Source organism: Escherichia sp. TW09308 (assembly GCF_000208565.1).
In the GTDB taxonomy this organism is placed as follows: domain Bacteria; phylum Pseudomonadota; class Gammaproteobacteria; order Enterobacterales; family Enterobacteriaceae; genus Escherichia; species Escherichia marmotae.
This window is the reverse complement of the sequence record NZ_AEME01000001.1, coordinates 996,800-1,022,759: the sequence shown is the minus strand read 5'-3', so window position 1 is coordinate 1,022,759 and position 25,960 is coordinate 996,800. Positions and strand designations below refer to the sequence as shown.

General features: G+C 48.4%; 25 protein-coding genes and 1 pseudogene. 15 read left to right on the top strand and 11 right to left on the bottom strand.

All coding sequences use genetic code 11. The features are described from left to right. Nucleotides 1-90: 90 nt before the first annotated feature. The 4 genes from xylR to xylF form a co-directional block, all read right to left on the bottom strand. Nucleotides 91-1,269 carry a D-xylose utilization transcriptional activator XylR gene (gene xylR, locus ESM_RS0105080; RefSeq protein ID WP_000494497.1) on the bottom strand — a complete coding sequence of 393 codons (1,179 nt, stop codon included), beginning with the start codon at nt 1,267-1,269 and terminating at the stop codon, nt 91-93. 78 nt (nt 1,270-1,347) lie between these two features. Then, a complete protein-coding gene (gene xylH, locus ESM_RS0105075) occupies nt 1,348-2,529 on the bottom strand; it encodes a xylose ABC transporter permease XylH (RefSeq protein ID WP_000045999.1) in 1,182 nt (393 codons plus the stop codon). Further along, on the bottom strand, nt 2,507-4,048 hold the full coding sequence (xylG, locus tag ESM_RS0105070) for a D-xylose ABC transporter ATP-binding protein (RefSeq protein ID WP_000120891.1): 1,542 nt from the start codon (nt 4,046-4,048) through the stop codon (nt 2,507-2,509). Before xylG ends, xylH begins: the two co-directional genes overlap by 23 nt. A gap of 78 nt (nt 4,049-4,126) precedes the next feature. After that, nucleotides 4,127-5,119: a D-xylose ABC transporter substrate-binding protein gene (gene xylF / locus ESM_RS0105065; RefSeq protein WP_000694882.1), complete on the bottom strand. Its 993-nt coding sequence runs from the start codon at nt 5,117-5,119 to the stop codon at nt 4,127-4,129. 366 nt (nt 5,120-5,485) lie between these two features. On the opposite strand from xylF, the gene xylA reads away from it, so the two are divergent. The 4 genes from xylA (at nt 5,486) to yiaA (ending at nt 9,325) form a co-directional block, all read left to right on the top strand. After that, the gene (gene xylA / locus ESM_RS0105060; protein WP_001149553.1) at nt 5,486-6,808 is read left to right on the top strand and encodes a xylose isomerase; all 1,323 of its coding nucleotides are present in this window, start codon (nt 5,486-5,488) and stop codon (nt 6,806-6,808) included. A 70-nt stretch (nt 6,809-6,878) separates the two neighbouring features. Beyond that, a complete protein-coding gene (xylB, locus tag ESM_RS0105055) occupies nt 6,879-8,333 on the top strand; it encodes a xylulokinase (RefSeq protein WP_000275404.1) in 1,455 nt (484 codons plus the stop codon). 167 nt (nt 8,334-8,500) lie between these two features. Next, nucleotides 8,501-8,842: an inner membrane protein YiaB gene (gene yiaB / locus ESM_RS0105050; protein WP_000858188.1), complete on the top strand. Its 342-nt coding sequence runs from the start codon at nt 8,501-8,503 to the stop codon at nt 8,840-8,842. Between the two features lie 45 nt (nt 8,843-8,887). Continuing rightward, nucleotides 8,888-9,325 (top strand): inner membrane protein YiaA, encoded by a 438-nt coding sequence (gene yiaA / locus ESM_RS0105045; RefSeq protein ID WP_010376735.1) that lies wholly within the window; start codon nt 8,888-8,890, stop codon nt 9,323-9,325. A gap of 36 nt (nt 9,326-9,361) precedes the next feature. On the opposite strand, the gene ESM_RS0105040 is transcribed toward yiaA, so the two are convergent. Next, nucleotides 9,362-10,357 (bottom strand): acyltransferase, encoded by a 996-nt coding sequence (locus ESM_RS0105040; protein WP_001182628.1) that lies wholly within the window; start codon nt 10,355-10,357, stop codon nt 9,362-9,364. Between the two features lie 176 nt (nt 10,358-10,533). Here ESM_RS0105040 and ESM_RS0105035 point away from each other — a divergent pair, with 176 nt between their 5' ends. The 5 genes and pseudogenes from ESM_RS0105035 to ESM_RS0105015 form a co-directional block, all read left to right on the top strand. Next, nucleotides 10,534-10,830: a YsaB family lipoprotein gene (locus ESM_RS0105035; protein ID WP_000982350.1), complete on the top strand. Its 297-nt coding sequence runs from the start codon at nt 10,534-10,536 to the stop codon at nt 10,828-10,830. Between the two features lie 95 nt (nt 10,831-10,925). Continuing rightward, nucleotides 10,926-11,837 carry a glycine--tRNA ligase subunit alpha gene (gene glyQ, locus ESM_RS0105030; RefSeq protein ID WP_001168542.1) on the top strand — a complete coding sequence of 304 codons (912 nt, stop codon included), beginning with the start codon at nt 10,926-10,928 and terminating at the stop codon, nt 11,835-11,837. Nucleotides 11,838-11,846: 9 nt separating this feature from the next. Further along, nucleotides 11,847-13,916 carry a glycine--tRNA ligase subunit beta gene (glyS, locus tag ESM_RS0105025; RefSeq protein ID WP_001291753.1) on the top strand — a complete coding sequence of 690 codons (2,070 nt, stop codon included), beginning with the start codon at nt 11,847-11,849 and terminating at the stop codon, nt 13,914-13,916. Between the two features lie 80 nt (nt 13,917-13,996). Further along, nucleotides 13,997-14,521, top strand: coding sequence for an IS3 family transposase (locus ESM_RS0105020; protein ID WP_001118292.1), 525 nt, complete (start codon nt 13,997-13,999; stop codon nt 14,519-14,521). 137 nt (nt 14,522-14,658) lie between these two features. Beyond that, a pseudogene (locus ESM_RS0105015) lies at nt 14,659-14,760 on the top strand (IS3 family transposase); the annotation flags it as partial. A gap of 95 nt (nt 14,761-14,855) precedes the next feature. Here ESM_RS0105015 and cspE read toward each other — a convergent pair. Then, nucleotides 14,856-15,068, bottom strand: a complete 213-nt coding sequence (cspE, locus tag ESM_RS0105010) for a transcription antiterminator/RNA stability regulator CspE (RefSeq protein ID WP_000014594.1) — start codon at nt 15,066-15,068, stop codon at nt 14,856-14,858. A gap of 281 nt (nt 15,069-15,349) precedes the next feature. Beyond that, nucleotides 15,350-15,640, bottom strand: coding sequence for an HTH-type transcriptional regulator (locus tag ESM_RS0105005; protein WP_001517320.1), 291 nt, complete (start codon nt 15,638-15,640; stop codon nt 15,350-15,352). A 431-nt stretch (nt 15,641-16,071) separates the two neighbouring features. On the opposite strand from ESM_RS0105005, the gene ESM_RS0105000 reads away from it, so the two are divergent. Then, on the top strand, nt 16,072-16,782 hold the full coding sequence (locus tag ESM_RS0105000; RefSeq protein WP_000190515.1) for a DUF3053 domain-containing protein: 711 nt from the start codon (nt 16,072-16,074) through the stop codon (nt 16,780-16,782). 49 nt (nt 16,783-16,831) lie between these two features. On the opposite strand, the gene ghrB is transcribed toward ESM_RS0105000, so the two are convergent. Continuing rightward, nucleotides 16,832-17,806, bottom strand: a complete 975-nt coding sequence (gene ghrB, locus ESM_RS0104995; protein ID WP_000804998.1) for a glyoxylate/hydroxypyruvate reductase GhrB — start codon at nt 17,804-17,806, stop codon at nt 16,832-16,834. 103 nt (nt 17,807-17,909) lie between these two features. Next, nucleotides 17,910-18,569 (bottom strand): OmpA family lipoprotein, encoded by a 660-nt coding sequence (locus ESM_RS0104990; RefSeq protein ID WP_000747625.1) that lies wholly within the window; start codon nt 18,567-18,569, stop codon nt 17,910-17,912. A gap of 152 nt (nt 18,570-18,721) precedes the next feature. On the opposite strand from ESM_RS0104990, the gene bisC reads away from it, so the two are divergent. Then, nucleotides 18,722-21,055, top strand: a complete 2,334-nt coding sequence (bisC, locus tag ESM_RS0104985; protein WP_010376713.1) for a biotin sulfoxide reductase — start codon at nt 18,722-18,724, stop codon at nt 21,053-21,055. Here bisC and ESM_RS0104980 read toward each other — a convergent pair. After that, on the bottom strand, nt 21,024-21,464 hold the full coding sequence (locus tag ESM_RS0104980; protein WP_000595186.1) for an N-acetyltransferase: 441 nt from the start codon (nt 21,462-21,464) through the stop codon (nt 21,024-21,026). The two genes, bisC and ESM_RS0104980, sit on opposite strands and share 32 nt — an antisense overlap. Further along, nucleotides 21,461-22,024: a DNA-3-methyladenine glycosylase I gene (gene tag / locus ESM_RS0104975; RefSeq protein ID WP_000438929.1), complete on the bottom strand. Its 564-nt coding sequence runs from the start codon at nt 22,022-22,024 to the stop codon at nt 21,461-21,463. Before tag ends, ESM_RS0104980 begins: the two co-directional genes overlap by 4 nt. 157 nt (nt 22,025-22,181) lie before the next feature. On the opposite strand from tag, the gene ESM_RS0104970 reads away from it, so the two are divergent. The 4 genes from ESM_RS0104970 to lpfB all read left to right on the top strand — a co-directional run bounded on the left by ESM_RS0104970 (nt 22,182) and on the right by lpfB (nt 25,939). After that, on the top strand, nt 22,182-22,880 hold the full coding sequence (locus ESM_RS0104970; protein ID WP_000584410.1) for an autotransporter outer membrane beta-barrel domain-containing protein: 699 nt from the start codon (nt 22,182-22,184) through the stop codon (nt 22,878-22,880). A gap of 228 nt (nt 22,881-23,108) precedes the next feature. Next, nucleotides 23,109-24,311 carry an L-lactate MFS transporter gene (locus ESM_RS0104965; RefSeq protein WP_000189007.1) on the top strand — a complete coding sequence of 401 codons (1,203 nt, stop codon included), beginning with the start codon at nt 23,109-23,111 and terminating at the stop codon, nt 24,309-24,311. Nucleotides 24,312-24,659: 348 nt separating this feature from the next. Continuing rightward, nucleotides 24,660-25,184, top strand: a complete 525-nt coding sequence (lpfA, locus tag ESM_RS0104960; RefSeq protein WP_000755596.1) for a long polar fimbrial major subunit LpfA — start codon at nt 24,660-24,662, stop codon at nt 25,182-25,184. A 68-nt stretch (nt 25,185-25,252) separates the two neighbouring features. Further along, on the top strand, nt 25,253-25,939 hold the full coding sequence (gene lpfB, locus ESM_RS0104955) for a long polar fimbrial biogenesis chaperone LpfB (RefSeq protein ID WP_000836955.1): 687 nt from the start codon (nt 25,253-25,255) through the stop codon (nt 25,937-25,939). Nucleotides 25,940-25,960 lie beyond the last annotated feature (21 nt).

Here is a 25,960-nt window from a genome sequence, read left to right as displayed (position 1 = left end):
AAGGCTTTTGCTCTGCGTCAGGTGGCTGTGCAACATTGCCTGATGCGACGTTAACGCTTCTCATGATGCCTGACCGCTTTTTCACTCTCGCTACAGCATTACCTCGCTATTTACATCGCGATACTCTTTAGGCGTCGTGTCATACGCTTTTTTAAATACAGAGTAGAAATATTGCAGCGATGGATAACCGCACATTTGCGATATCTCGTTGATCGACAAGGTAGTAGAAATCAGCAGGCTGCGCGCTTTCTCCAGCTTCTCGGCATGAATCATGGCGTGAATGGTTTCACCCACCTCTTCTTTAAAACGCTTCTCAAGATTGGAGCGCGATATGCCAACTGCATCGAGTACCTGATCCACTTTTATGCCTTTGCAGGCGTGATTGCGGATGTAATGCATGGCCTGAATAACAGCGGGGTCGGTCAGCGAACGGTAATCCGTAGAGCGCCGTTCAATAACGCGTACAGGCGGAACCAGAATCCGCTGCAACGGCATCTTTTCTTTATCTAATAACCGATGCAGAAGTTTTGCCGCCTGATAGCCCATTTGCCGCGCGCCCTGGGCGACAGAAGAGAGGGCGACACGCGAAAGATAACGGGTCAGTTCTTCGTTATCGATGCCAATCACGCATAATTTTTCCGGTACGGGAATATGCAAATGCTCGCATACTTGCAGAATATGCCGCGCTCTGGCGTCAGTGACGGCAATAATCCCTGTTTGCGGTGGTAGCGTTTGTAGCCAGTCGGCCAGTCGGTTTTGCGCGTGCTGCCAGTTCTCTGGTGCGGTTTCCAGCCCCTGATAAACGACTCCGCGGTACTTTTCCCCAGCAACAAGCTGGCGAAACGCATATTCGCGTTCGGCTGCCCAACGTTTGCCGCTAGATTCCGGCAAACCGTAAAAAGCAAAGCGGTTAACGCCTTTCTCTTTTAAATGCAAAAATGCGCTTTCAACCAGCGCATAGTTATCGGTGGCAATGTAATGTACGGGCGGGTAACTTTCTGCCAGGTGATACGAACCACCAACTCCGACAATAGGGACGTCGACATCAGCCAGCGCCTGCTCGATTTGTGTATCATCGAAGTCGGCTATGACGCCATCTCCTAACCAGTCCTTGATTTTGTCAATGCGGGCGCGGAAATCTTCTTCAATGAAAATATCCCATTCCGATTGTGACGCCTGTAAATATTCCCCTACGCCTTCTACTACCTGACGATCATAGGCTTTATTAGCATTGAACAGTAATGTGATGCGGTGACGTTTAGTAAACATGGTTCTTTTCCTGCTGAATCATGCAAAAAACTCAAAACCGGCAATAAGTTACCGGCTTTGAGAAAATTTTTATCAAAATCAGGAACGGCGTTTGGTTGCGGAGTCCATCCATACTGCCAGCAACAGAATCGCACCTTTGACGATATACTGCCAGAAGGTTGGTACATCCATCATACTCATACCGTTATCCAGTGAAGCCATGATGAATGCCCCCATTACTGCTCCGGCAACACTCCCCACACCACCTGCCAGACTAGTACCGCCAATCACGCAGGCTGCAATCGCGTCCAGCTCAGCGATATTACCCGCAGAAGGTGAACCAGCGCCAAGCCGCGAACTAAGAATTAACCCGGCGATGGCCACCATCAAACCGTTGATAGCAAATACGGCAAGTTTGGTGCGTTCAACGTTAATTCCAGAGAGTCGCGCGGCTTCCAGATTGCCACCGATAGCGTAAATGCGTCTCCCAAAAGCTGTTCGTGTTGCCATAAACATTCCTCCGAGCAACAGCAACGTCAGCAGCAGAACAGGTGTAGGAACGCCACGGTAATCATTCAGCAGCCAGATTGCACCTAAAACGATAATGGCGGTTAATGCCTGGCGACCGACTACTGCTGTAGATGCCGGGGACTGCAAACCCAAAGCCTGACGGCGCATTCTTCCGCGCCACTGCCAGCCGACAAAAGCCATTAAGCCAAGCGCGCCGATGATGAAACCGGTGCTGGCTGGTAGATAGCTTTGCCCAATTTGTGACATCGCGGCGCTGGTGGGTGAAACGGTCGTACCATTGGTGATGCCAATAAGGATGCCGCGAAATGCCAACATGCCCGCCAGGGTGACAATAAAAGAAGGTACTTTGCGATAAGCTACCCACCAACCATTCCAGGCACCGAGAAGCAGCCCCAGTACTAACGTAACAATGATGGTGAGTGGCAGCGGCCAGCCTAACCAGACGTCACAGATAGCGGCGACGCCACCTAGCAACCCCATCATGGAACCGACCGAGAGGTCGATTTCAGCGGAAATAATGACGAACACCATCCCTACTGCGAGGATGCCAGTAATCGCGGTCTGACGGAGCAAGTTGGATACGTTACGGGCGCTTAAATAGGCACCGTCAGTAGTCCAGGTAAAGAACAGCATGATGGCGATGATTGCAGCAATCATCACGAAGACTTGTAAATTCAGTGATTTCAGCACAGAGAAGCCACCGGATGTCGGTACGGCTAATTTCACTTCAGACGGATTGCTTTTCGACATGATGTTCGCTCCTCAATGCGGCTTCCATCACCTGCTCCTGAGTCAGGTTATGATTTATCAGGTTGGCTTTTAGTTTTCCTTCATGCATCACCAGTACACGATCGCTAAGACCAAGCACTTCAGGTAATTCAGAAGAGATGACAATAACGGCGATGCCTTGCTGGACGAGTTGGTTAATTAATTTGTAGATCTCGTATTTCGCGCCAATATCGATACCCCTGGTGGGTTCATCAAGAATGAGAATACGCGGGTTGAGTAACAGACAGCGTGCGAGGATCGCTTTTTGTTGATTGCCGCCGCTCAAACGTCCAATAGCAAGTTCCGGTGACGACGTTTTCACTTTGAGTTGCTGGATTGATTCCAGAATGCATTTTTGTTCTGCAGCATCATCAAGTTGGCTAATACCACTGGTAAATTTGTTGAGCGCGGCGAGGGTAATATTTTTGCCAACTGCCATTACCGGAACGATACCATCGCGCTTTCTGTCTTCCGGCACCATCGCAATACCCTGAGCGATGGCTTGTTGGCAATTACGAATATCTACCTGTTCACCATCGATAAATATTTTCCCTTCCCACTGTCCGGGCCAGACGCCAAACAGACATTGGATGGTCTCGGTGCGCCCGGCGCCGACTAACCCTGCAATACCCAGTATTTCACCGCGTTTCAGAGAAAAAGAAACATCGTTAACCCGTTTAATATGACGATTAACCGGATGCCATGCCGTCAAGTGCTCAATGCGTAATATTTCATCACCAGTGGTATGTGGTTCGTTAGGGTAAAGTGCTGTTAATTCTCGCCCTACCATCATAGTGATAATATCGTCTTCGCTCATTCCGGTTGCATCGCGGGTTCCTATATGCTGACCATCGCGAATAACGCAAATCGTGTCGGAAATTGCTTTGACTTCGTTGAGTTTGTGCGAGATATAGATGCAGGCTATGCCGTGTTGTTGCAGATCGCGAATAATATCCAGTAAAACCGTAGTTTCCAGCTCGGTTAATGAGGCTGTCGGTTCATCGAGAATTAACAAACGTACCTGTTTATTTAGCGCCTTGGCAATTTCAACCAGTTGTTGTTGCCCAAGCCCTAAGTCGCCAACGCGGGTATCTGGTGAAATGGATAAACTGACTTGTGCTAATAGCTTCTGGCAGCGTAGCGTCATCAGGTCATAATCCATAATACCATTATGGGTTATTTCATTGCCCAGAAAGATATTTTCCAGCACGGTCAATTCTTTCACCAGCGCTAATTCCTGGTGAATGATGGCGATACCTTTTTGTTCGGTATCGCGAATATGGCTCGCCTGGATTACTTCACCTGCAAAAATAATTTCACCTTCATAACTACCAAAAGGATAAATTCCGCACAGCACTTTCATTAATGTTGATTTACCCGAACCGTTCTCACCACAGAGTGAGACGATTTCGCCAACGCTCAACCGCAAACTGACGTTATCAATTGCCTTCACCGTGCCAAAGGTTTTGGTAATGTTCTTCATTTCAAGTAGATAAGACATAACGACTCCACCTAAGCCAATCAATTCACGCGGCATGGAGAGAAATCACACCCCCGGCCAGCGCCGGGGAGGTAACGCTTAAAGCTCGCTCTCTTTGTGGAATCCGTCTTTAATTACCGTATCCTTGATGTTGTTTTTATTCACATCGATAGGTGTCAGCAGGCGGGATGGAACATCTTTCAAGCCATTATTTAACGTAGTATCTGCTTTCGGTTCCTGACCATTGCCCAACTCAACGGCAATTTCTGCCGCGGTATTTGCCAACAAAGTAATAGGTTTATACACCGTCATGGTTTGCGTTCCCGCGGCAATACGTTTAACTCCCGCGAGATCCGCATCCTGGCCGGAAATAGCCACTTTCCCTGATAAACCTTGCGCGCTTAATGCCTGAATTGCCCCACCGGCGGTAGCATCGTTTGAAGCGACAACTGCATCAATTTTGTTATTGTTAGCTGTCAGCGCGTTTTCCATAATTTTTAGCGCATTTTCTGGTAACCAGCCATCAACCCATTGGTCGCCAACGACTTTAATTTTTCCTGAATCAACATAAGGTTTTAATACTTTCATTTGCCCGGCGCGGAACAGTTTGGCGTTGTTATCGACCGGGGAGCCGCCCATCAGGAAATAATTTCCTTGCGGGACGATATCGACCAGGGCTTTTGCTTGCAGTTCACCGACTTTTTCGTTATCGAAAGAAATATAAAAATCGATATCCGCGTCGTTAATCATGCGATCGTAAGCTAATACTTTAATACCTTCTTGTTTGGCTTCTTTTACAACGTTACTTAATACCTGACCGTTATATGGAATAATGACGAGAACATCGACGCCCCGGTTAATCATGTTTTCAATCTGCGACATTTGGGTTTCTTCATTGCCATTTGCAGATTGCACGAATACTTTCGCACCGAGAGATTCCGCTTTTTTCACAAAGATATCACGATCTTTTTGCCAGCGCTCAAGACGGAGATCATCAATTGCCATTCCTATTTTGACTTCTTTGGCGTGCGCCGCGACGTTTGTAAGCAGGAGTGAGGTGCAAAGGGTGAGTAAAATATTCTTTATTTTCATGGTGTAGGGGCCTTCTTTTGTTAGAGGACAGCTTTAATAAGTAACAATCACCGCGATAAACGTAATCAATTTTTAGCAACTAAACAGGGGAAAACAATTACAGATTTTTATCTTTCGATTACGATTTTTGGTTTATTTCTTGATTTATGACAGAGATCTTACTTTTGTTGCTTAATTGTACTTGTTGCATTTTTCTCTTCGAGGAATTACCCAGTTTCATAATTCCATATTATTTTGCGAGCTAGCGCACACTTGTGAATTATCTCAATAGCAGTGTGAAATAACATAATTGAGCAACTGAAAGGGAGTGCCCAATATTACGACATCAACCATCACACGCGGCATTACCTGATTATGGAGTTCATTATGCAAGCCTATTTTGACCAGCTCGATCGCGTTCGTTACGAAGGTCCAAAATCCTCTAACCCGTTAGCATTCCGTCATTACAACCCCGACGAACTGGTGCTGGGCAAGCGTATGGAAGACCACTTGCGTTTTGCCGCCTGCTACTGGCATACCTTCTGCTGGAACGGAGCGGATATGTTTGGTGTAGGCGCGTTTAACCGTCCGTGGCAGCAACCTGGCGAGGCATTGGTACTGGCGAAGCATAAAGCTGATGTCGCATTCGAGTTCTTCCACAAATTACATGTGCCATTTTATTGCTTCCATGACGTGGATGTTTCTCCGGAAGGCGCGTCGTTAAAAGAGTACATCAATAACTTTGCGCAAATGGTTGATGTGCTGGCTGGCAAACAAGAAGAGAGCGGTGTGAAATTGTTGTGGGGAACCGCTAACTGCTTTACTCATCCTCGCTATGGCGCGGGCGCGGCGACGAATCCAGATCCCGAAGTCTTTAGCTGGGCGGCAACTCAGGTTGTTACCGCGATGGAAGTGACGCATAAGTTGGGCGGTGAAAACTATGTATTGTGGGGCGGTCGTGAAGGTTATGAAACTTTACTGAATACTGACCTGCGTCAGGAACGTGAACAGCTTGGTCGCTTTATGCAGATGGTTGTTGAACATAAACATAAAATAGGCTTCCAGGGCACATTACTTATCGAACCGAAACCGCAAGAGCCGACTAAACATCAATATGACTACGATGCCGCGACGGTCTATGGCTTCCTGAAACAGTTTGGTCTCGAAAAAGAAATTAAACTGAATATTGAAGCTAACCACGCGACGCTGGCGGGTCACTCTTTCCACCATGAAATTGCCACCGCCATTGCGCTTGGTCTGTTCGGCTCAGTCGATGCTAACCGCGGCGACGCGCAGCTTGGCTGGGATACTGACCAGTTCCCGAACAGTGTGGAAGAGAACGCGCTGGTAATGTATGAAATCCTTAAAGCAGGCGGTTTCACGACCGGCGGTCTGAACTTTGATGCCAAAGTACGTCGTCAGAGTACTGATAAGTATGATCTGTTCTACGGTCATATTGGGGCGATGGATACGATGGCGTTGGCATTGAAAATTGCAGCACGCATGATTGAAGACGGCGAATTGGATAAACGCGTAGCGCAACGTTATTCCGGTTGGAATAGCGAACTGGGTCAGCAAATCCTGCAAGGCCAAATGTCACTGGTGGATTTAGCAAAATATGCTCAGGAACATAATCTGGCTCCGGTGCATCAGAGTGGACGCCAGGAGCAGTTGGAAAACCTGGTAAATCATTATCTGTTCGACAGATAACGGCTAATTGCGCAGTCTCAAGCCCGGTTATCGGTAGCGATACCGGGCATTTTTTTAAGGAACGATCGCTATGTATATCGGGATAGATCTTGGCACATCGGGCGTAAAAGTTATTTTGCTCAACGAGCAAGGTGAGGTGGTCGCTTCGCAAACGGAAAAACTGACCGTTTCGCGTCCGCATCCACTCTGGTCGGAGCAAGATCCGGAACAGTGGTGGCAGGTGACTGATCGCGCGATGAGAACCCTGGGTGAGCAGCATTCTCTGCGAGACGTTAAAGCATTGGGTATTGCCGGGCAAATGCACGGTGCAACTTTACTTGATGCTCAACAGCGGGTGCTACGTCCTGCCATTTTGTGGAACGACGGGCGCTGTGCAGAGGAGTGCGTTTTGCTGGAATCGCGAGTTCCGCAATCGCGGACGATTACCGGCAACCTTATGATGCCCGGATTTACTGCGCCTAAATTGCTGTGGGTTCAGCGGCATGAGCCGGAGATATTCCATCAAATCGACAAAGTATTATTACCGAAAGATTATTTGCGTCTGCGTATGACGGGGGAGTTTGTTAGTGATATGTCTGATGCGGCTGGCAGCATGTGGTTGGATGTCGCAAAGCGAGATTGGAGTGATGTCATGCTGGAGGCTTGCCAGCTATCTCGTGATCAGATGCCAGCATTATACGAAGGCAGCGATATTACTGGCACTTTGCTACCCGAGGTTGCAAAAGCGTGGGGAATGGCGGCGGTGCCAGTTGTCGCGGGCGGCGGTGATAATGCGGCAGGTGCGATTGGTGTGGGTATGGTGGATGCCAACCAGGCAATGCTGTCGTTGGGAACTTCGGGGGTTTATTTTGCAGTAAGCGAAGGGTTCTTAAGCAAGCCGGAAAGTGCTGTACACAGCTTTTGTCATGCTTTACCGGAGCGTTGGCATTTAATGTCTGTAATGTTGAGTGCGGCATCGTGTCTGGACTGGGCGGTGAAATTAACCGGCATGGGTGATGTTCCCGCTTTAATTACTGCAGCGCAGCAGGCTAATGAGAGTGTCGATCCTGTCTGGTTTTTACCTTATCTTTCCGGCGAGCGTACGCCGCACAATAACCCACAGGCAAAGGGCGTTTTCTTCGGTCTGACCCATCAGCACGGCCCCGCGGAACTGGCGCGTGCCGTACTGGAAGGCGTGGGGTATGCGTTAGCCGATGGTATGGATGTCGTACATGCCTGCGGCATTCAACCGCAAAGTATTACATTGATTGGTGGTGGCGCACGTAGCGAGTACTGGCGCCAGATGCTGGCGGATATCAGTGGTCAGCAACTAGATTACCGCACAGGCGGCGATGTGGGGCCTGCATTGGGCGCAGCGAGGCTGGCTCAGATTGCGATGAATCCAGATAAATCACTCGCTGAACTGTTACCACAACTGCCGTTGGAACAGTCGCATCAGCCGGATGCACAACATTATGCTGCTTATCAGCCACGACGAGAAACTTTCCGTCGTCTCTATCAGCAACTTCTGCCGATGATGACATAATATTTTCCCCTGTCTTATGTGACGGGGGATAATTCACAACTATGTATATTTATAATTTATTAATTTTTTATATGAATTTATTCTGAAAATCATTTGTTAATGGTGTTTTTCAGTTTTGTCTTTTGTTGGTTACTCGTAATGTATCGCAGGTAGATATGGAGATCGTTATGAAAACCTCAAAGACTGTGGCAAAACTATTATTTGTTATCGGGGCGCTGGTTTATCTGATAGGACTATGGATCTCATGCCCATTGTTAAGCGGCAAAGGCTATTTTCTTGGCGTGTTAATGACGGGGGCTTTTGGCAACTATGCCTATCTGCGCGCAGAAAAACTTGGGCAACTGGATGAATTCTTTATTCGTGTCTGCCAGTTAGTTGCGTTAATCACTATCGGTCTTTTGTTTATCGGTGTTTTAAATGCGCCCATTAACGCGTATGAGATGGTGATCTATCCGCTCGCCTTTTTCGTCTGCTTGTTTGGTCAAATGCGCTTGTTCCGCACGGTATGATCGACATAAAGCTCTTAATGATTCAGGAATGAAAGGAAATCTGTGATGGAAAACAAAATATCAACCTATTCTCCAGCATTCGGTATTGTGTCATGGATAGCTCTCGCAGGCGGTATCGTTACCTATCTGTTAGGGCTATGGAATGCAGAGATGCAGTTAAATGAAAAAGGGTATTATTTTGCCGTGTTGGTGTTAGGGCTGTTTTCGGCAGCTTCCTATCAAAAGACCGTTCGGGATAAATATGAAGGCATTCCTACTACGTCTATTTATTATATGACCTGCCTGGTGGTCTTTATCATCTCTGTCGCTTTACTGATGGTAGGTCTGTGGAATGCAACGTTATTACTTAGTGAAAAAGGTTTTTATGGATTGGCCTTCTTTTTAAGCTTGTTTGGTGCGGTAGCGGTGCAGAAGAATATCCGTGATGCCGGAATCAACGCATCAAAAGAAACGATGACTGTGCAGGAAGAATATAGCGAATAACCCACGTAAGCCCGGTCACACTGACCGGGTTTTTACTTAACTCACTAATCTGTTTTTGTCGATTCGTTGCACCAGCACAGAAAGTAACAAACTTGCTGCCAGCGTCGCGCAAAAGATCCAAATAATATCCAGTATTGGCCAGTTTTTAAGCTCAATACCACCGGTACGCAGCGCATGGATAATCAACGCGTGGAATCCGTATATACCTAAAGAATGACGGGATATCAGCCCAAGCCCGCGAATAGTGTGCGTATCCAGAGTATTTTTTACCAGAGTCAGTAACGCGATTGCGCAGATAAAAACCATCGGTCCACAGTAAAGATACCAGGTATCGGCAAAGTTTCCGCGCCACTGTAATTCATATAATGTCCCACGAGAGATAATAAATACTCCCGCTATAAACAGTGCGGCACTCATCCACGATAGAGATTTATGTTGTGTGTTCATCATCCCAATGGCGCGGCCCAGCATGCCATACAGGATGTAGTAAAAAGTATCGCCATTGATATATAAGTTAATTGGTAACCATTCAAAACCGTCGATCTTCTGGGGCACTGTGTTTGGGTTGGCGATGATGCCAATCACCACCATTAGCACCAGCAACATTTTACCGCTGATGTTTTTTACCTGAACCAGTGGCGAAACCAGATAAATCACCGCAATCGCGAAGAAAAACCATAAGTGATAAAACACCGGTTTTTGCAGCAGTTTTTTCAGCGATAACTCCACATTGATGGAGGTAAACAGCGCAATGTAGAGCAGTGCGACGACGCTATAAAACAGCAGACACAAGCCGATACGCAAGAAATGACGCGGTTGGGCGCTACGTTCGCCAAAAAAGAGATAGCCGGAAATCATGAAAAATAGCGGCACGCTGACACGAGAGGCCGAATTTAGAACATTCGCGATATCCCAGGTTACAGGGCTAACATTATGGGCATTGGTCACATACCAGGTAGTGGTATGAATCATCACCACCATTAAACAAGCTATCCCTCGCAGGTTATCAATCCAATAAATTTTGGGCTGCATCTGTGTCTCTGTATCTGGTTAAAAAAAGTCTGACCGATAAATCATTCGGCTGATGCACTGGAATAATCTGAGTTTGATCACTACATCTTAGAGATGCTTGAGAAAATTTATAAGATCCAGCCACTATACCGATATTAATAATAAGACTCACCTGCAAACCAGACGGTAATTTAACGATGATGAACTATTTCTTTCCGGCAATGACGCTCATTGTGTTAGTGGGATGTTCGGCACCACCACCCGAACAGAAAGCGCAACGGGTAAAGGTTGAACCGCTGCGTTCGTTGAATATGGAAATCTTGTGCAAGGATCAGGTGGCAAAACGTTATAACACTGGCGAGCAAAAAAACGACGTCATCGCGTTTGAACAGTTCCAGGGGAGCTATGAAATGCGCGGTTATACCTTCAGGAAAGAACAGTTTGTCTGTTCTTTTGACGCGGATGGCCATTTTTTGCATCTTTCCATGCGTTAAGCGCAGCCTTTTTCCCGTTTCGTACTGTATATCTTCCATCCAGCGGGTATACTGATCCCTTCCTTTAAATCCACACGTATCCAGCACGAAATAATATGCAAAAGTTTGATACCAGGACCTTCCAGGGCTTGATCCTGACCTTACAGGATTACTGGGCTCGCCAGGGCTGCACCATTGTTCAACCATTGGACATGGAAGTCGGCGCGGGAACCTCTCACCCAATGACCTGTCTGCGCGCGCTGGGGCCAGAACCGATGGCGGCTGCTTATGTTCAGCCTTCTCGTCGCCCGACCGATGGTCGTTACGGCGAAAACCCCAACCGTTTACAGCACTACTATCAGTTCCAGGTGGTGATTAAGCCATCACCGGACAATATCCAGGAGCTGTACCTCGGTTCTCTGAAAGAGCTGGGCATGGATCCGACTATCCACGATATCCGTTTCGTGGAAGACAACTGGGAAAACCCGACGCTGGGTGCCTGGGGACTGGGCTGGGAAGTGTGGCTGAACGGCATGGAAGTAACGCAGTTCACTTACTTCCAGCAGGTTGGTGGTCTGGAGTGTAAACCGGTTACCGGTGAGATCACCTACGGTCTGGAACGTCTGGCGATGTATATTCAGGGCGTAGATAGCGTTTATGACCTGGTCTGGTGCGACGGCCCGCTGGGTAAAACCACCTACGGTGACGTCTTCCATCAGAACGAAGTGGAGCAATCCACCTACAACTTCGAATACGCGGATGTGGACTTCCTGTTCACCTGCTTCGAGCAGTACGAGAAAGAAGCACAGCAATTGCTGGCGCTGGAAAATCCGCTGCCGTTGCCAGCCTACGAACGTATTCTGAAAGCCGCCCACAGCTTCAACCTGCTGGATGCGCGTAAAGCCATCTCTGTCACCGAGCGTCAGCGTTACATTCTGCGCATTCGCACCCTGACCAAAGCAGTGGCAGAAGCATACTATGCTTCCCGTGAAGCCCTCGGCTTCCCGATGTGCAACAAAGACAAGTAAGAGGCGGCCATGTCTGAGAAAACTTTTCTGGTGGAAATTGGCACTGAAGAGCTGCCACCAAAAGCACTGCGCAGCCTGGCAGAGTCCTTTGCTGCGAACTTTACTGCGGAGCTGGATAACGCCGGTCTCGCACACGGTACTGTTGAATGGTTTGCTGCTCCGCGTCGTCTGGCGCTGAAAGTGGCTAACCTTGCGGAAGCACAGCCTGATCGTGAAATCGAAAAACGTGGCCCGGCAATTGCCCAGGCATTTGACGCCGAAGGCAAACCGAGCAAAGCTGCAGAAGGTTGGGCGCGTGGTTGCGGGATCTCCGTTGACCAGGCTGAGCGTCTGACTACTGACAAAGGTGAATGGTTGCTGTATCGCGCTCACGTGAAGGGCGAAAGCACCGAAGCGCTGATACCGAACATGGTAGCTACTTCGCTTGCGAAATTGCCGATTCCGAAACTGATGCGCTGGGGCGCAAGCGACGTACACTTCGTGCGTCCAGTTCATACTGTGACTTTGCTGCTGGGCGATAAAGTCATTCCGGCAACCATTCTGGGTATTCAGTCCGATCGCGTGATTCGCGGCCACCGCTTTATGGGCGAGCCGGAAATTACTATCGATAATGCCGATCAATATCCGGAAATTCTGCGTGAGCGCGGTAAAGTCATCGCTGATTACGAAGAACGTAAGGCGAAGATTAAAGCCGATGCCGAAGAAGCCGCGCGTAAGATTGGCGGTAACGCTGACTTAAGCGAAAGCCTGCTGGAAGAAGTGGCTTCGCTGGTGGAATGGCCTGTCGTTCTGACTGCGAAATTTGAAGAGAAATTCCTCGCGGTGCCGTCTGAAGCACTGGTTTACACCATGAAAGGTGACCAGAAATACTTCCCGGTGTATGCGAACGACGGCAAATTGCTGCCGAACTTTATCTTCGTTGCCAACATCGAATCAAAAGATCCGCAGCAAATTATCTCCGGTAATGAAAAAGTCGTTCGCCCGCGTCTGGCGGATGCGGAGTTCTTCTTTAATACCGACCGTAAAAAACGTCTGGAAGATAACCTGCCGCGTCTGCAAACCGTGCTGTTCCAGCAACAATTAGGTACGCTGCGCGACAAGACTGACCGCATTCAGGCGCTGGCTGGCTGGATTGCTGAACAGATTGGTGCTGACGTCAACCACGCGACCCGTGCGGGGCTGCTGTCCAAGTGTGACCTGATGACCAATATGGTCTTCGAGTTCACTGACACTCAGGGCGTGATGGGTATGCACTACGCGCGCCACGATGGCGAAGCGGAAGATGTGGCTGTCGCGCTGAACGAGCAGTATCAGCCGCGCTTTGCTGGTGATTCTCTGCCGTCTAACCCGGTGGCCTGTGCGCTGGCGATCGCTGACAAGATGGATACTCTGGCTGGTATCTTCGGTATTGGTCAGCATCCGAAAGGCGATAAAGACCCGTTTGCGCTGCGTCGTGCGGCACTCGGCGTGTTGCGTATTATCGTCGAGAAGAACCTGAACCTCGATCTGCAAACGCTAACCGAAGAAGCGGTGCGTCTGTACGGCGATAAGCTGACCAACGCTAATGTGGTCGATGACGTTATCGACTTTATGCTTGGCCGTTTCCGTGCCTGGTATCAGGACGAAGGTTATACCGTCGACACCATCCAGGCCGTTCTGGCGCGCCGCCCAACTCGTCCGGCAGATTTCGATGCCCGTATGAAGGCCGTATCGCACTTCCGTACTCTGGAAGCAGCGGCTGCACTGGCGGCAGCGAATAAGCGCGTATCCAACATTCTGGCGAAATCTGACGAAGTCCTGAGCGATCGTGTGAACGCATCTACCCTGAAAGAGCCGGAAGAAATTAAGCTGGCGATGCAGGTGGTTGTACTGCGCGACAAGCTGGAGCCATACTTCGCTGAAGGTCGTTACCAGGATGCGCTGGTCGAACTGGCTGAACTGCGTGAACCGGTTGACGCCTTCTTCGATAAAGTGATGGTTATGGTTGATGATAAAGATCTGCGTATCAACCGTCTGACCATGCTGGAAAAACTGCGCGAATTGTTCCTGCGCGTTGCGGATATTTCGTTGTTGCAGTAATAACTCCTTTAGTAAAAAGCCTGCCAGATTGGACTGCACCCCAAAAGTTGGACACCCAACTGATTAAGGTGCAGTTTTTTATGGCAAAGCCAAAATATTCTCTCGAAACCAGATTAGCTGTCGTTAATCATTATCTTGCCGGACACGATGGCGCACGTCGTACCGCTGAACGTTTTGGTGTTGAAGAAACATCTGTGCGACGCTGGGTAAGAGCCTGGCAACTCCACGGTATTGATGGTATTACATGGAAAAATGACCGCCACTCTCCTGAGTTTCGACAGACGGTTGTTCTGAAGGCTCTGAGTGAAGAACTTACCATGCGCGAGGCCGCCGCACGGTTTAATATCTCAAATGAATCCGTGGTCCGGCACTGGGTGAAGGTTTACAAAGACACTGGTGAAGGAGGACTTCTGAACATAAAACCAGGTCGGAGCAAGGACATGACAAAACCTCAAAAAACACCTCCACTTACCGATGCAGAACTGGAAAAGTTATCTCCCGAAGAACTGCGGGCGGAACTCCGTTACCTTCGCGCAGAGAATGCCTATCTAAAAAAGCTGAAGGCCTTAGTTCAAAGCGAGAAAAACGGCAGAAAGCCCGGATAATCAGTGAGCTAAGGCTTAAGCATGCGCTCGGTGATCTTCTGCGTGCCGCGGGTATGTCCCGCAGTACGTGGTATCACAATATGAATGCCCTGAAGCGAGTGGACAGGCATGCCGGGCTGAATGAACTGAGGAAGGCGATAGAGGACTATATCCATTATTATAACAACGAGCGGATCAGCCTGAAATTAAAAGGCCTGAGTCCGGTAGAATACCGAACCCAGCCCCTGAAAGCCGCTTAACATGAACTGTCCAACTTTATGGGGTCAGTCCAGGACAAATAAAAAAATCCCCGCCAATTGGCAGGGATCTTAGATTCTGTGCTTTTAAGCAGAGATTACAGGCTGGTTACGTTACCAGCTGCCGGGCCTTTAGCGCCGCTTTCGATGGTGAAGGACACTTTCTGACCTTCGTCCAGAGATTTGTAACCATCGTTCTGGATAGCAGAGAAGTGTACGAACACATCTTTAGAGCCATCGTCAGGAGTGATGAAGCCGAAGCCTTTGTCAGCGTTGAACCATTTTACGATACCAGTCATTTTACCGGACATAGTGTATTACCTTTAATAATTAATTGTGCCTTTCGGCGTTATGGCGTGCTTTACAGATTTTTGAAGCGTTAAAGGAAATGTGCACTACGAGGGGTATCAACGATAACTCTTGAAGGGACTTGCCTTACTACACTGCTTTAATGGTCTGTACGTCAAACCGTTGAGTGCATTAAGCCACGCATTGGGTGGTGATGCAACATTTATTTTTCAAATTTATGATTAATCGTTCAGAAAGCGGCCCTGTCAGCAGGACCGTCATCATCAAAAAAGGGAATAAAAACCTATTCCATCAACTGCTTACTTAATGCCGGGTTGGCTTGAATCAGGCGCATAAGTTTTAGTTCGGCACTGGAAGGCTTCACGCGTCTGGATTCCCATTCCTTTACCATGGCAACAGATACGCCCAAAACCCGGGCGAAATCATCAATTTTTAACCCTGTCCCTTTGCGTAATTGCTCAATTTCGGTACAAGGTGTTGGTCTGTGTGTCAGGGTAATTTTCTGTGTTTCATCTTTAAAAACAATCTGTTCCAGGCTACTCAACAACTCATGCATTGGATCTTTATATTCCATTGAAAACTCCTCAAATCACACTGCGGGATCGTGAATTTCATCGAAGTTTATTAAGAATAGTCGGGAAAACAGGCATAGCGGGGAGAAGTTAGACATGCTTTGAGTGTGATTCGATTCAGCCCGTCAGTCACCGTGACTTATAGTCACCTAACGATCTGATATATGCAGATATATCTCGTACTGGCCGTGATTTGTAAAGATTTCGAAAATCTGGCCTCCCAACGAGAAGGAAAGTCCTGGCAACAAAAACACAATGGCAATATCAATTTTTAACAATGAAACAACAAATTAACCTTACTTCATTTTCTCCATCATTTTCCCAGGAAGATTATACATAAAGGGTATCCTGTAGGCCTGTCCTGGACTATCCTTGTCTGCGTCAGACACGCGTGTGTCGTTGTGCGCTTTTTTTGGGTGAAAGGAGTAAGAAAATGGCGACAGGAAAGTCCTGCTCTCGCTGGTTTGCGCCTCTTGCGGCGTTATTAATGGTAGTTAGCCTGAGTGGGTGTTTTGATAAAGAAGGCGATCAGCGTAAAGCGTTTATCGACTTCCTGCAGAATACTGTGATGCGTAGCGGTGAACGTCTACCAACCCTGACTGCCGATCAGAAAAAACAATTTGGTCCTTTTGTCTCTGATTACGCGATCCTGTATGGCTATTCCCAACAGGTTAATCAGGCGATGGATTCCGGTCTGCGTCCGGTTGTAGACAGCGTTAACGCGATTCGTGTACCGCAGGATTACGTCACGCAAAGTGGTCCACTGCGTGAAATGAACGGTTCTCTGGGCGTACTGGCGCAACAATTGCAAAATGCGAAGTTGCAGGCAGATGCCGCGCACTCTGCGCTAAAACAAGCTGACGATCTGAAACCGGTCTTTGATCAGGCATTCACTAAAGTGGTGACTACTCCGGCCGATGCCTTGCAACCGCTGATTCCAGCGGCACAAACCTTCACGCAACAACTGGTGATGGTTGGAGACTACATTGCTCAGCAAGGTACTCAGGTGAGCTTTGTATCGAACGGCATTCAGTTCCCGACTTCCCAGCAGGCAAGTGAATATAACAAACTGATCGCGCCATTACCGGCACAGCATCAGGCGTTTAATCAGGCCTGGACCGCAGCAGTAACTGCAACCCAATAAACGGTAAAAGCCCGAGAAGTTATCGGGCTTTTATCTACGCAGTCGCGGCTTAGCCCGCGACGTGCGGATTCACACAGTTCTTCTCAACCTTCCCCAGCAACGCATTAATCAAATTATCCACGGCACAGGCAGCCATGCCATAACGCGTCTCATGAGTGGCCGAACCAATATGCGGTACTGCAACGACATTGGTCATTGATAGCAACGGTGAATCTACGGGCAATGGCTCTTGTTCGAAGACATCCAGCCCGGCGGCGTGAATTTCCCCTTTCTGTAATGCGGCAATCAGTGCATTTTCGTCAACTACCGGCCCACGCCCTGCATTAATGAAGATGGCGGAAGATTTCATTTTGGCGAATTGTTCAGCGCCAAACAGGTGATGAGTTTCTTCAGTTAGCGGCAGGATCAGGCAAACGAAATCTGATTCTTGTAACAATGTATCCAGATCACAGTAGCGGGCGTTAAAGCGTTCTTCAGCTTCTTTATGATGGCGACGAGCGTTATAAAGAATTGGCATGTTGAAGCCAAAGTGCGCACGTTGCGCCAGCGCCATTCCGATCCGTCCCATCCCGACAATCCCCAGTGTTTTATGGTGAACATCAGTGCCGTACCAGTCCGGGCCGATATTGGCGGTCCATTCGCCCGCTTTTACGCGCTCCACGACTTCCACAACCCGACGCGCGGTACACAGCACCAGCGCCATCAGCGTATCGGCTACTGTTTCCGTTAATACGGTTGGCGTATGCATCAGCAGGATTTTCCGGGCATTAAGCGCATCGACATCGAAATTGTCATAGCCGACAGAGATAGTTGAAGTGGCACGCAGTTTCGGCATCTTTTCCAGCAACGTGGCATCAACATTCTCATTTGAACCCAGTAGACCTTCAGCTTCGGCAAAAATCGCCGCGTTTTGTTCGATGGTCTGTGGATTGAGATTTGCCACCTGGTGAACGATGAAATGCTCTTGCAGGCGTTGCAGTAAATCATCAGGTAAGGCTTTGTAGAGGATAACGGACGGCTTCATTCTTCTCTCCATTCACTGATAAGGCGATCACCTTAGCCTGAAAAATGAAGCAGGAAAACCGAAGAATGCCAGGTGATTTCTTCGTCACCTGGCATGACAGTGATTACAGCGGGCTTAACGTAATTTCTACGCGACGGTTTTGGGCTTTGCCTTCTGCGGTGCTGTTGCTGGCGATTGGGTTAGCCGGGCCAAGACCTTGGGTACGAATACGGCTGGCGTCCACGCCCTGGGTGATCAATGCGCTGGCAACGGAATCAGCACGCTGCTGGGACAGACGCATATTCAGGTCGTGACCACCAGTGCTGTCGGTGTAGCCAATCACGTTAACCGCCGTTTTTGGATACTCTTTCAGCACCATTGCAACGCCGGTCAGGGTGTTAGCACCTGCTGGTTTCAGGGTGGCGCTGCTGCTGTCAAAGGTCACGTTGTTCGGCATGTTGAGGATAATGTTATCTCCGCTGCGGGTTACGCTAACGCCTGTGCCGCGCATTTTGTCACGCAGTTTCGCTTCCTGCACATCCATGTAATAGCCCACACCGCCACCCAGTGCCGCACCTGCCGCTGCGCCAATCAGCGCACCTTTACCGCGATCTTTCTTCGAAGAAGAGAGAGCGCCAATACCCGCGCCAACGAGAGAGCCCAGACCTGCACCGATAGCCGATTTACCTGCTTCGCGTTCGCCGGTGTAAGGGTTAGTTGTACAACCAGATACCGCCAGAGCGCCGCTGACTACGGCAGCAATAAGATAAACACGTTTCTTCATTGTTAATCCTTAATAACCTTTTTATTCTTGGTCACGGGTTTCGTGGCGGGAGATTATGCCGTGTGAACATGAAGATTATTCCTGGGAATACTCGGAAATTTGTAAGTAATATTTAACTGCTCAATACATCTAACCTTTCAGGAGCCTTCGGTTTGGCCATCTCATCCTCACGTTATTCCGTTCTTACTGCCGCCCACTGGGGGCCCATGTTGGTTGAAACCGACGGTGAAACAGTCTTCAGCTCGCGTGGTGCGTTAGCCACAGAAATGGAAAATTCCTTGCAGAGCGCGGTTCGTGACCAGGTTCATAGCAACACGCGAGTGCAATTTCCGATGGTGCGCAAAGGTTTCCTCGCATCGCCAGAAAAACCACAAGGCGTTCGCGGGCAGGATGAATTTGTTCGTGTGAGTTGGGATGAGGCGCTGGATCTCATTCACCATCAGCATAAACGCATTCGTGAGGCTTATGGTCCGGCATCGATTTTTGCCGGTTCCTACGGTTGGCGTTCAAACGGTGTGCTGCATAAAGCGTCAACCTTGTTACAACGCTATATGGCGCTGGCAGGCGGTTATACCGGCCATCTGGGCGATTATTCAACCGGCGCGGCACAGGCGATCATGCCGTATGTCGTGGGGGGCAGCGAAGTCTATCAGCAGCAGACTAGCTGGCCTCTGGTGCTGGAAAATAGCGACGTGGTGGTGCTGTGGAGTGCTAACCCATTAAACACGCTGAAAATTGCGTGGAATGCGTCCGATGAGCAGGGACTTTCTTACTTTGCCGTACTGCGTGACAGCGGGAAAAAGCTGATCTGCATTGATCCAATGCGATCGGAAACCGTCGATTTCTTTGGCGATAAAATGGAATGGGTCTCTCCGCATATGGGGACTGATGTGGCGCTGATGCTGGGGATAGCTCACACGCTGGTGGAAAATGGCTGGCACGACGAGGCATTTCTGGCGCGTTGCACCACAGGTTATGACGTCTTCGCCTCTTATTTGTTGGGCGAGGGTGATGGCATTGCAAAAAATGCCGAATGGGCCGCGGAGATTTGCGGTGTTGGCGCAGAGAAAATCCGCGAGCTGGCAGCTATTTTCCACCAAAATACCACTATGCTGATGGCTGGGTGGGGAATGCAGCGCCAGCAGTTTGGTGAGCAAAAACACTGGATGATAGTCACGCTGGCGGCAATGTTAGGGCAAATCGGCACGCCCGGTGGCGGTTTTGGTCTTTCTTACCATTTTGCTAATGGCGGCAACCCGACCCGCCGCGCTGCGGTGCTGCCTTCCATGCAGGGCAGTTTGCCGGGTGGCACCGATGCGGTAGATAAAATCCCCGTAGCCCGCATTGTCGAAGCATTAGAAAACCCTGGCGGCGCGTATCAACACAACGGCATGAACCGACATTTCCCGGATATTCGTTTTATCTGGTGGGCGGGCGGCGCTAACTTCACCCATCATCAGGATACTCATCGTCTGATTCGCGCCTGGCAAAAACCGGAGCTGGTGGTGATATCGGAATGTTTCTGGACGGCGGCGGCGAAACATGCCGATATCGTTCTCCCCGCGACCACGTCGTTTGAGCGTAACGATCTCACTATGACCGGCGATTACAGCAATCAACATCTGGTGCCGATGAAGCAAGTGGTGCCACCGCGTGGTGAAGCGCGTAATGATTTTGATGTTTTTGCTGAGTTAAGTGAGCGCTGGGAGAAGGGCGGCTATGCCCGGTTTACGGAAGGGAAGAGTGAGCTGCAATGGCTGGAAACGTTCTATAACGTTGCGCGGCAGCGTGGAGAAAATCAGCAGGTTGAAATACCGCCGTTTGACGAGTTCTGGGAAGCCAATCAGTTAATTGAGATGCCAGAAAATCCAGACAGCGAGCGGTTTATCCGTTTCGCGGATTTTCGCCGCGACCCGCAGGCACACCCATTAAAGACGACCAGTGGTAAGATTGAGATCTTCTCGCAGCGCATTGCGGATTACGGTTATCGGGATTGTCCAGGCCATCCGATGTGGCTGGAACCCGATGAGTGGTGGGGCAACGCCGAAGCAGAGCAGTTGCAGGTACTTTCAGCCCATCCGGCGCATCGCCTGCACAGTCAGTTGAATTACAGTTCACTTCGCGAATTGTATGCGGTGGCAAACCGTGAGCCTGTCACCATTCATCCTGACGATGCAAAGGCACGCGGCATACAAGATGGCGATACTGTTCGGTTGTGGAACTCGCGCGGGCAAATTCTTGCCGGAGCGGTGATTAGTGAAGGCATCAGGCCTGGTGTGATTTGCATTCACGAAGGGGCATGGCCAGATCTGGATTTTACTGCTGGCGGCATTTGTAAAAATGGCGCGGTGAATGTGCTGACCAAAGACTTCCCAAGCTCGCGGCTGGGTAATGGTTGTGCGGGTAACACGGCGCTGGCGTGGCTGGAAAAATACACGGGGCCTGAACTTAAACTTACAGCGTTTGATCCGCCTGCCAATCCATAATCCAGGTAGGGAGTTGGGTTTCCTCCTGCCATGCGCAGTCGACAATTTGAAAACCCTGCGCATGGTAAAAACTTATTGCTGGCTGGTTTTTCTGGTAAACCTCCAGCAATAAATGAGGATGGCGCTGTTGCATATGTTGCATCAAAGCCTTACCGATACCGCGTCTGACAGCCTTCGGTGCGACAAACATTGCTGCCAGAAACCGCCCTTCCATAATGCTGGCAAAACCGAGAAATTCACCGTTTTCTTCCCATACCCAGTTTTGCGCGTTGGCAAGATATGCATCACGCACCAGCGGAATGCAGTCACGCCAGTAACTTTCTTCTATAAAGGGATGTCCCCAGGTTGTACTTTCCAGCCACAGTTCAAGGATTGCGGGCAGTTCCGAACGTTGTGCTTGTTTAATCATGCTTTATTCCCCGGATGGCAACAGCAGCCAACCACATGATCATTCACCAGCCCACATGCCTGCATAAAGGAGTAACAAATCGTTGATCCAACGAATTTAAAACCGCGTTTTTTCAATGCTTTAGAAAGCGCGTCGGAGGCGGGCGTTGATGTGGGGATTTCACTCAACGTTGTGGCTTGTGTCACCTGCGGCTGATGATTTACGAACGACCAGACAAAGTCGGCAAATGGTTCGCCGTTCTGTTCCATTTGCAGGTATGCGCGCGCATTGCCAATAATGGCCTGGATTTTCCCGCGATGGCGGATAATTCCGGCGTCCTGCACCAGCCTTTCAACATCCTCTTCCTGCATTGCAGCGACCTTCACGGGATCGAATTGATGAAAACAGGCGCGATAATTTTCACGTTTTTTGAGGACGGTAATCCAGGACAGCCCAGCTTGTTGCCCTTCAAGGCAGATCATTTCGAACAGTTTTTTACTGTCAGTTTCAGGCACGCCCCACTCTTCATCGTGGTAGGCAATATAAAGCGGGTCCTGACTCACCCAGCCGCAACGTTCCATACTTTCCCTCTCTATGCACCTGTTCGTAAAAATTTCACCTGCTTTTCTTGACGCACCGGCGAAAAAGTCAATATTTAATACAGGACTAATATGCCTGATATCCTTCATACAATGACAATAATAATGCCGAATTCGGCTCTTCCCTGGAGTCGTGTTAATGATCATAAAAAAATGCGGTGGTCGCTGGCCCCTAAGTCTGCTGGCGAGCGTGGTAATCAGTTCTTTTTTTCTCAACACAGCTTACGCCTGGCAACAAGAATATATCGTTGATACGCAGCCAGGACATACCACAGAGCGTTATACCTGGGATAGTGATCACCAACCTGATTACAACGATATTTTGTCGCAACGTATTCAAAGTAGCCAAAGGGCGCTGGGACTGGAAGTTAATCTGGCGGAAGAAACTCCCGCGGATGTAACCAGCAGCATGAGTATGGGCTGGAACTTCCCTTTATATGAACACGTTACAACAGGCCCGGTCGCCGCATTGCATTACGACGGAACGACCACTTCGATGTATAACGAGTTTGGCGACAGCACTGCAACACTGACCGATCCGTTATGGCATGCCAGCGTCAGTACGTTGGGCTGGCGTGTTGATTCCCGACTTGGCGATTTCCGCCCCTGGGCGCAAATCAGCTACAACCAGCAATTTGGTGAAAATATCTGGAAGGCTCAATCAGGCCTGAGTCGCATGACGGCGACAAATCAGAACGGCAACTGGCTTGATGTGACCGTAGGCGCCGATATGTTGCTTAACCAAAATATTGCCGCTTATGCTGCGTTATCCCAGGCAGAGAATAGCGCCAATGATAGTGATTATTTGTATACCATGGGGGTTAGTGCCAGGTTTTAACTTGTTTTTTACAATGCGGGATCGGTTATAACAATCATTGTATTGATAGTGGGTGCTAACTGACTTAATAATTATTGTTGTGAATGTTTGTCACGTCATTCATTCCTGAACTGAGGCATTTCATTCCGTTCTGATGGCATTTCATGCCGTTTTCCCCCTGGCATAAAATGCACTTCGTTATGGTTGTCAGCAGAGAATTTTCCTTTTTATTAATGCAGGAATACTGCCATGACACCTTCAAACTATCAGCGTACCCGCTGGCTGACACTCATTGGTACTATCATTACCCAGTTTGCATTGGGTTCGGTTTATACCTGGAGCCTGTTTAACGGCGCGCTTTCCGCCAAGCTGGATGCTCCGATAAGCCAGGTCGCTTTCTCCTTTGGCCTGTTGAGTCTGGGACTGGCTATCTCATCTTCTGTGGCTGGTAAGTTGCAGGAACGTTTTGGCGTAAAACGCGTCACTATGGCGTCCGGCATTTTACTGGGGCTGGGTTTCTTCCTTACCGCGCATTCCAACAGTCTGATGATGCTGTGGTTGAGCGCTGGTGTGCTGGTCGGTCTGGCAGATGGCGCGGGTTACCTGCTGACGCTCTCTAACTGCGTGAAGTGGTTCCCGGAGCGTAAAGGTTTGATCTCCGCGTTCGCCATTGGTTCCTATGGTTTGGGTAGCCTGGGATTCAAATTTATCGACTCGCATCTGCTGGAGACGGTCGGTCTGGAAAAAACCTTTCTGATTTGGGGCGCGATTGTGCTGGTGATGATTGTCTTTGGCGCAACCTTAATGAAAGACGCGCCGAAGCAGGAAGTCAAAACCCATAATGGCGTGGTGGAAAATGATTTCACTCTGGCAGAGTCGATGCGTAAACCGCAATACTGGATGCTGGCGGTGATGTTCCTGACTGCCTGTATGAGCGGTTTGTATGTCATTGGTGTGGCGAAAGATATCGCCCAGAGCCTGGCGCATCTTGATGCAGTATCAGCAGCTAACGCAGTGACGGTTATTTCTATTGCTAACCTTTCTGGTCGTCTGGTGCTGGGCATTCTGTCTGACAAAATTGCCCGTATTCGTGTCATCACCATTGGTCAGGTGATTTCGCTGGTGGGTATGGCAGCGCTGTTGTTTGCTCCACTCAATGCGCTGACATTCTTTGCGGCGATTGCCTGTGTGGCCTTTAACTTCGGTGGCACCATTACCGTCTTCCCGTCACTGGTTAGTGAGTTCTTCGGGCTTAATAACCTGGCGAAAAACTACGGTGTGATTTACCTCGGGTTTGGTATCGGTAGTATTTGCGGCTCGATTATCGCCTCACTGTTTGGCGGCTTCTATGTAACCTTCTACGTCATTTTCGCCTTGCTGATTCTTTCGCTGGCGCTTTCAACGACCATTCGCCAGCCAGGGCAGAAGGTGTTGTATGAGGCTCACATATAAATAAATGACACTATTGATGAATGAAGAGGGGTGACTATCCCCTCTTTTTTTTTGCATATGAACGTATCGAAATAAATTAATAGTCTCTATAATATTGTTTGTATGAATATTCCCATGAAATTATATTGGTATTTTGCATTAATATATTCCTAAAAAAACAAAATGACTTTTTATGCTAAAGCATAACTATATGATTATAATCACAATTCATAAAATGCCTTACTATTAATATTTTTATATATTTAATTTTCTTTTCCACATTTATTCGTATAATCCCGCCTTCAAAATTGATGTTTTTTGAATCATCAATGTTTGCATTTACTGTGATTTTTATAAATGGAGTTTTTCATGAAAAAGGTTATTTTTGCCTTGTCCGCACTGGCATTAACTTCTGGTTCAGTCTTCGCTGCTGATTCTGGTGATGGTACCGTTAAATTTACTGGTGAAATTGTAGACGCAGCTTGTGTACTGTCTGTTGATTCTCAGAACCAGGAAGTTGTTCTGGGACAGGTTCAAAAATCTGTGTTTAAAGCAATAGGCGATAAATCTCCATCTAAATCTTTTGAAATTAAACTGGAAGATTGCGATATCACTACGCTGAAAAAGGTGAAAGTTGGTTTCAGCGGTGTGGGCGATGCGGACAAACCTGAGTTAATTTCTGTAAGTACTGAATCTGGTGCAGCAAAAGGCGTCGGTATTGGTATTTATGACAACAGTAATACTCTGGTTCCAATGAATACCGGAAATACTACTGCTAATCTGAAAAAAGGCCAGACAGTTCTCTACTTCACTGCAAACTACGTTTCTACTCTGGCAACAGTTAGTACTGGTTACGGCAACGCTCAGGTTGATTTCGACCTGTCCTACGAGTAATCGTCAGCTTTCATGTATGGTGGTGGATTATCCCCGCCATACATGGTCAATAATTCATGGATAGAATGATGAAAAGCAAAATTATTGCGTTGGCTGTTTCTACGTTAATCTCCCAGACTTCTCTGGCGAGTGGGGTTGCATTAAGTTCTACCCGCGTGATTTATGACGGCAGCAAGAAAGAAGCCTCTCTGACAGTACAAAATAAAAGCAAAAATGAAGAATTCCTTATCCAGTCATGGGTTGATGATGTTGCTGGCAACAAAAAAACACCTTTTATCATTACTCCACCATTATTTAAACTCGATCCTGAAAAAAACAATATCCTTCGTATTGTAAATGTTAATCCATCATTACCTCAGGACCGTGAATCAGTTTACTGGGTCAATGTTAAAGCGATTCCCTCAAAAAGTGATGATAGTGAAGGTAAAAATGTGCTGCAAATTGCAGTGCGTACACGTATAAAACTTTTTTATCGCCCGGAAGGACTAAAGGGAGATATTAAATCTGCACCCGGTGAGATGCGTTTTACACGAAACGGTAATCAAATAAAAGTAGATAATCCATCCGTTTATAATCTTACATTTAACCAGTTTTTTGTTAATGGCCACGAAATTGAAAAATCCGGCATGGTGCCTGCAAAAGGTTCATTGAATATTAATTTACCCGCCGGAGTAAATGTGGTGTCTCAAATAAAATATAACACCATTAATGATTTTGGATCATCAGGTGAACTGTTGATCCGAGATATTCGTTAATATTTTCAGGGGAATCTTTTT